Origin of the sequence: Chryseobacterium elymi (assembly GCF_003385495.1) — a bacterium.
Taxonomy (GTDB): Bacteria; Bacteroidota; Bacteroidia; order Flavobacteriales; family Weeksellaceae; genus Chryseobacterium; species Chryseobacterium elymi.
This window is the reverse complement of the sequence record NZ_QNUH01000015.1, coordinates 78,572-84,856: the sequence shown is the minus strand read 5'-3', so window position 1 is coordinate 84,856 and position 6,285 is coordinate 78,572. Positions and strand designations below refer to the sequence as shown.

6 protein-coding genes are annotated in these 6,285 nt (G+C 38.4%); all 6 read left to right on the top strand.

The annotated features are described in order from the left end of the window. Positions 1-520: response regulator transcription factor (locus DRF60_RS15975; protein WP_133297251.1), on the top strand; the 520-nt coding region annotated here is incomplete at its 5' end. 3 nt (positions 521-523) lie between these two features. Beyond that, entirely contained in the window at positions 524-1,927 is a 1,404-nt protein-coding gene (locus tag DRF60_RS15970; protein ID WP_116012998.1) for a sensor histidine kinase, read from the top strand. A gap of 224 nt (positions 1,928-2,151) precedes the next feature. Beyond that, positions 2,152-2,646, top strand: a complete 495-nt coding sequence (locus DRF60_RS15965; protein WP_116013001.1) for a hypothetical protein — start codon at positions 2,152-2,154, stop codon at positions 2,644-2,646. Between the two features lie 32 nt (positions 2,647-2,678). Continuing rightward, positions 2,679-3,506, top strand: coding sequence for a YoaK family protein (locus DRF60_RS15960; protein ID WP_116012997.1), 828 nt, complete (start codon positions 2,679-2,681; stop codon positions 3,504-3,506). Between the two features lie 254 nt (positions 3,507-3,760). Next, positions 3,761-5,551 (top strand): DNA mismatch repair endonuclease MutL, encoded by a 1,791-nt coding sequence (gene mutL, locus DRF60_RS15955; protein ID WP_116012996.1) that lies wholly within the window; start codon positions 3,761-3,763, stop codon positions 5,549-5,551. 2 nt (positions 5,552-5,553) lie between these two features. Next, a complete protein-coding gene (locus DRF60_RS15950; protein ID WP_116012995.1) occupies positions 5,554-6,282 on the top strand; it encodes a rhomboid family intramembrane serine protease in 729 nt (242 codons plus the stop codon). Positions 6,283-6,285 lie beyond the last annotated feature (3 nt).

The following is a 6,285-nucleotide window of genomic DNA, read 5'->3' as shown; positions in this document are numbered from 1 at the left end:
TTGTAAAGAGATCAGGAAAACCAATAAGCATGTTCCAATCCTGTTTTTGACAGCATTGGGAACGTCCGAAAATATTGTGTTAGGCTTAGAAAGCGGCGGCGATGATTATCTCGTAAAACCTTTCAAATTCATTGAACTGGTAGCCCGGGTAAAATCACTATTGAGAAGGAGTAACGGAATAAACTCTCAGGAAACTGCCGAGCCGGAGCCTGACAATGAGCATGTGTTCCAGTTTTCAGACTTAGTTGTTAATGATTATACAAAAAAAGTGACCCGCGCCGGAGATGAAATTTCTTTGACTTCTACAGAATATAAACTTTTGCTATACTTCCTGAACAATCCCGAAAAAGTAATTTCCAGAGCTGAAATTCTGGATGCGGTATGGGGTGTCAATTATGAGCTAGGGACCAATGTGGTAGATGTTTATGTAAATTATCTAAGAAAAAAACTGGATAGACAGGATGATAATAAGCTGATCCATACCGTGATAGGAATGGGTTACGTACTGAAAAAAACTTAATGGATGTTTAATAAAGTTGTCACAAACCAGACCAAAACGATGGTCCTCTTAATGCTGGTATTTACTGCCATCATTTTGCTGTTCAGTGGGTTGGTTTATTTTTCGATTGTCAACTTTTCACACCAGAGGTTTTATGAGCTGCTGAAAATCCGTACAACGACCATTGTTCAGATCGAGAAAAGCAAGGACCATCTCGATCTTCCCGAAAACTATATCCTCAATGGCCTCAATGATGAGGAACTGCCCATGGAAAGAGATTATGTTTTTGCGGTTCCGGCTGATTCCAATTACAGAAAAATCTCACAGGAACTTCATATTCCCGATTATTTTTTCAAAAGTATTGTCAGAAAAGGGGAGGCTAATTATAATGATAAGGAATTTTATTATATCGGGCAGACCTTTAAGTATGATGATAAAGACTATATAGCCATTGCTTCTGCCAAGAATCATTATGTAATTTATTACCTGGGATTTTTAAAGAGAACGCTGATCACCTGTATTGTGCTATCTCTGTTCTTCAGTATGATCTTTTCTTTTTATCTATCTAAAACCTTATTTAAGCCCATCTTAAAAATTACCGGTAAGGTAAAAGAGATCAGTTCTGAAAATCTTCACCTGAGGTTGGAGCCACAGCCTGACAATAAGGAACTTAATGAGCTGATAGAAACTTTCAACGGAATGCTGAACCGTATAGAAACCTCATTTGAAACCCAAAACCATCTGATCGGGAATGTTTCCCATGAATTGAGAACACCTCTTACCTCGATTATGGGAGAGGCGGATGTAGCCCTTTCTATCGGCAGAACGGCTGATGAATACAAAGAAACCCTGGAGATTATCCTTGATGAAGCAGAAAAACTGGATAAAAAGATTAAGGCCTTATTAATGATTGCTCAGACCGGTTTCGACGGAAAGATCCAGAAAATGGATAAAGTAAGGATAGATCAGCTGCTTTGGGATGTTATTGAAACACTAAGAAAGATCGATTCAAGGAATAATATCTACCTGGATATCAGCATGCTTCCTGACAATCCCAAAAAACTAAAAGTACAGGGCAACGAACAGCTGTTGCATCTTGCGGTAGCCAATATCATCAATAACGGTTGTAAATATTCTAATTTCCAGCAGGTAAAAGTTTCGTTGGGTGCCACAGATACAGATGTGTATATCATTGTAAAAGACTTCGGAATCGGGATTCCGGAGGAGGAGATGAACAAAATCTATGACCCGTTTTTCAGGGCTTCCAATACCAAGAATTATGAAGGCTACGGAATAGGACTTCCGCTGGCAAGAAATATTGTAAGGATGCACAATGGCGAACTGATCGTAAGTTCTCACGAAAACGAGGGAACGACCGTGCAGATGCGCTTTCCTAATTTCTATAGTACGAGGCCGGAAGGAGTTTAATAACAAACGTCAATCTGTTCAATCTCATCTATCTGCTTAATTTTCATTACTTCGAAAACTAAGCATTTCAATTTCAAATTTTCTCATATTAACGCCTGTTAATAATATTCTAATCTCATTTTAATCTCTTTAATCACATTTTAATTCCGTTCCAAAGAGCTTCTAATCTTGCCGCTTTAGTTTTGTATCATCAAAATATGACAATAAACCTAAATCTAAAGGATATGACCAAAACAATCTTAATCGCAACGGATTACTCTCTTGAGTCACTGAATATATTAAAAAAAGTGCTGAAAGAGAAAGAAGCATCAGAAGACCAGAACCAGTATAATATTCTTTTGGTTTCAGGATATGATGGAGGAGATTCCATCAGAGACCTTCTGTTCAATACAAAAAGCACAATTTTTAATAAGATCAGGCCGCAGGAATTCTGTGATGCCTATGGAATTATCAAAAATAAATACCCGCATTTAGTTAATAAGATTGTCTGCGATATTTTCACTGGAAGCTTTCAGAGGACATTCGATAATTATGTGAAAGCAGAGCATATTGAGGAAGCCTATTATTCACCATCTATTAAGAGTAAAGGCAAAGGAAAGTTTGATATAACACCTTACATTAAAAAATGCAGAGCGCTTCAGGTGCGGGAAATTAAGGTGGAAATTGCTGAACGGCTTCCGGAAAGAGGAAGACTGGCTGAGGTCTTTGTGGAGGTCTAAAAAAAGAAAACACAATATAATAAGAATAAAAAATGTTAAGAAATTATAGTAACAGCCGAACGTTGGGAGACAATATCAGATTGGGAACGCTGACTGCATTCACTGCAGGGACTATAAATATCGCCTCCCTGTTAATATTTCTCTCTTTTACATCGAACGTAACTGGACATTATGCCGTCTTAGCTGCTGAGATCAGCAAGGGAAACTGGACGCAGGTGGCTGTGGTAGGTGCATGGATCTTCCTGTTCTTCTTCGGGAGCTTTCTGTCTAACTTCATAGTGATCAACTTCAATAAAAAGAGTAAATATTTTGCCCATTCCATGCCTATTGTTTTAGAAATTATATGCCTACTGTTTGTGGGAATATATGGACAGTTTTACTATCAGAAAACACTGGAAGAAACTGAATATCTGGTAGCGCTGATGCTTTTTGCCACCGGACTTCAGAACGGCCTTACAGCAAGTATTTCCAATTTCTCAGTGAAAACAACCCATCTCACGGGTACCACCACCGACCTTGGAATCCTTCTTTCCATGTTTACCCAGAAAAAATACAGAAAGAATGGTGAGCTGATAGGAAGAGCAAAATTACTTATGAGTATTATGGCTGCCTATGTTTTGGGTGCTGTTTTCTCTGGACTTACGTATTATTATCTTGAATTCAGGGTATTTTATGTGATCAGCATCTGTCTCTTAGTTGTGATTGGCTATGATGCCTATAAAATTCATATAAGACACTTTAATACCAAATACCGATACAGCAGAATTTATAAAAAGCCTAACATGTTGGCTTATCTATATGACAAAGTCCACGGTATTCCAAAAAGAAAAGAAAAAAGAAGGCTTGTCTTTGATGAATGAGCAATAAAAATAATATCAAATTTTGTAAACTAGCTGTAAATCACCCTTTTTCTATCATCGAAAAGGGGTGTTTTCATTAGTTATAAGCCGGAAAGCAAGAATCAATAAAAGATTCATTCAACCTCTGTCAGGTATAAAACAGAAATAACGCGGTAAATTGTTATTAAAATGTTGATAATTAAATTTTAATTCACCGTTTTAATGTTTTAATTCCGGTTTCCATTGACTATTTTTGTAAGTTGATTATACGTTTTATGTCAGATATTATTCAGCTTTTACCGGATCATGTAGCCAACCAAATTGCAGCAGGAGAAGTGGTGCAGAGGCCTGCGTCCATTGTGAAGGAGCTTTTGGAGAATGCTATTGATGCGGGAGCATCCAAGATAGAATTGATTATCAGGGATGCTGGAAAAAACCTGATCCAGGTGGTGGATGACGGTAAAGGAATGTCTGAGACCGATGCCAGAATGGCGTTTGAAAGACATGCTACGTCAAAGATCAAAGGAACAGAAGATATTTTCAAGATCGTTACAAAAGGATTTCGGGGCGAGGCACTGGCATCTATCGCTGCAGTTTCCCAGGTTGAGCTGAGGACAAAGCAGAATGATGCTAAAATCGGGACGAATATCTACATTGAAGGCGGTGTTTTTCAGTTTCAGGACCCGATCCAGACAGCCGACGGATCTAATTTCCTGGTTAAGAACCTTTTTTACAATGTTCCGGCCAGAAGAAAATTCCTTAAAAATAATAATGTTGAATTCAGACATGTTATTGATGAATTCCAGCGTGTTGCCTTAGCCCATGAAAATCTGGAATTTTCCCTGTTTCATGATGATGAGGCCGTTTTCAGATTAAGAAAAGGAAGCCAGATGCAGCGTATTGTAGATGTTTTCGGACGTAAACTGCAACCGCAGCTGATTCCTATCAAAGAAGATATCATCTGGTGTAAGCTTCACGGTTTTGTTGCGAAGCCGGAAGGCGCTAAAAAATCCAGAGGCGAGCAGTTTCTTTTTGTGAACGGAAGATATTTCAGAAGTCCTTATTTCAATAAAGCGGTTCAGGAAGCTTTCGAAGGATTGCTTCTTCCGGGCTATGTTCCTACATTTTTTCTATATCTTGAGATGGATCCGGAAAAAATAGATGTGAATATCCATCCCCAGAAAACGGAAGTGAAGTTTGAAGATGAGCATCTGATCTTTGCCCTTCTTCGTTCCACCATTAAAAGGTCTCTGGGAATTTATAATGTTTCTCCTAGCCTTGATTTTGATAAAGATCCTGAAATGGATGCGATGATGAACAAACCTTTTCCAAGCAAGGGAAACGGTGGAGATGGAGTGATCAAAATGCCGGAGATTATAGTAGATAAAGACTACAATCCATTTATTGAAGAAAGAAATGTGCGTCCCGAAGAGATCCAGAACCTTACGGAAATGTACCACCAGAATATTACAGCAGAACCTTCGAAGATCAATTTATTTGAAGATGAAGATTTCGATGAGGATCTGATGAGACTGCCGAACGGTTACTGGCTGTTCAATAAAGGCGATGTAACCCTTATGCTGGACTTAGGAAGAATGCATCGGCTGGTTGTTTCAGAAAATAATAAAAGCTCAAAGAAGCCCAATGTCAACCCAAACAGCCATACACTTCTGTTTTCTCTGGAGTATCATATGAACGAAATAGAAAAGAATAAATACAATTCTTTCAAAAAATTTCTTCCTGAACTTGGGTTTGACATGAAAATTGCACATGAAAGTGTGTTGAGGATAGACGCTCTTCCCGAAGGATTAAAAGAAACCCAGGCCATGAAGTTCCTGGAGAACCTTTTTGAGATTCTGGAATATAAGACCGAAGAAGAGTTTATGCAGTTTTATCTCAACCAATGGAACAAAATGCAGTCAAAATCAAGGTTTGACTTTATCTATAAAAAAGATGCGGAACAGATGATCAAAGACTTTACAGCATTAGGCTTTCCGGAATTTTTACCGGATGGGAAAAGATGCTTTTATGAAGTTCCGTTTAATGATTTTAAAAACAAATTTTAAAAATGTTTAACAATATACCGCCCATCACAAGAAATATTATCATTATCAATATTATTGTATTCATTGGGACTTATTTTCTTGGAAACCAGGTAATCGGCTATCTTGCCGGGTTTTATCCTTTTTCACCGTTTTTTCATTCATGGCAGATCATTACCCATATGTTTATGCATGGAAGTATCATGCACATTTTGTTTAATATGCTCACGCTATACAGTTTCGGGCCTATCCTGGAGCAGACATTAGGGGATAAAAAGTATTTGATTCTCTATTTTCTAAGTGGGTTAGGGGCATTTTTCCTTTTTAATTTATGGAATTTTGTTGAAGCACAGCAGCTTACGAACGAATTGCAGCAGCTCGGATTCAATGTCAATGCCTATTTATCTGGAGCAAGCGTAGGATTTAATGGAGATGCGGCATCCGTTCTTAAGCAGAAAGAATTGTTGGAGAATTTAAAAGGAATTGTGGCAACGCCTATGGTGGGGGCTTCCGGGGCTATTTTCGGAGTGGTGGCCGCTTTTGCCACATTGTATCCTGATTCAAAAATCATGATGATGTTTATCCCTGTTCCTATAAAGGTAAAATACCTGATGCCTATCGTTATTGTGGTTTCCATATATCTGGGGATTTCCGGCAACGGTGGAGGTATTGCTCATCTCGCTCACGTTGGAGGAGCCTTAGTTGGCTGGATTCTTGCAAGGATCTGGAAGAAACATCTGTATAGATTCAATTAGGAA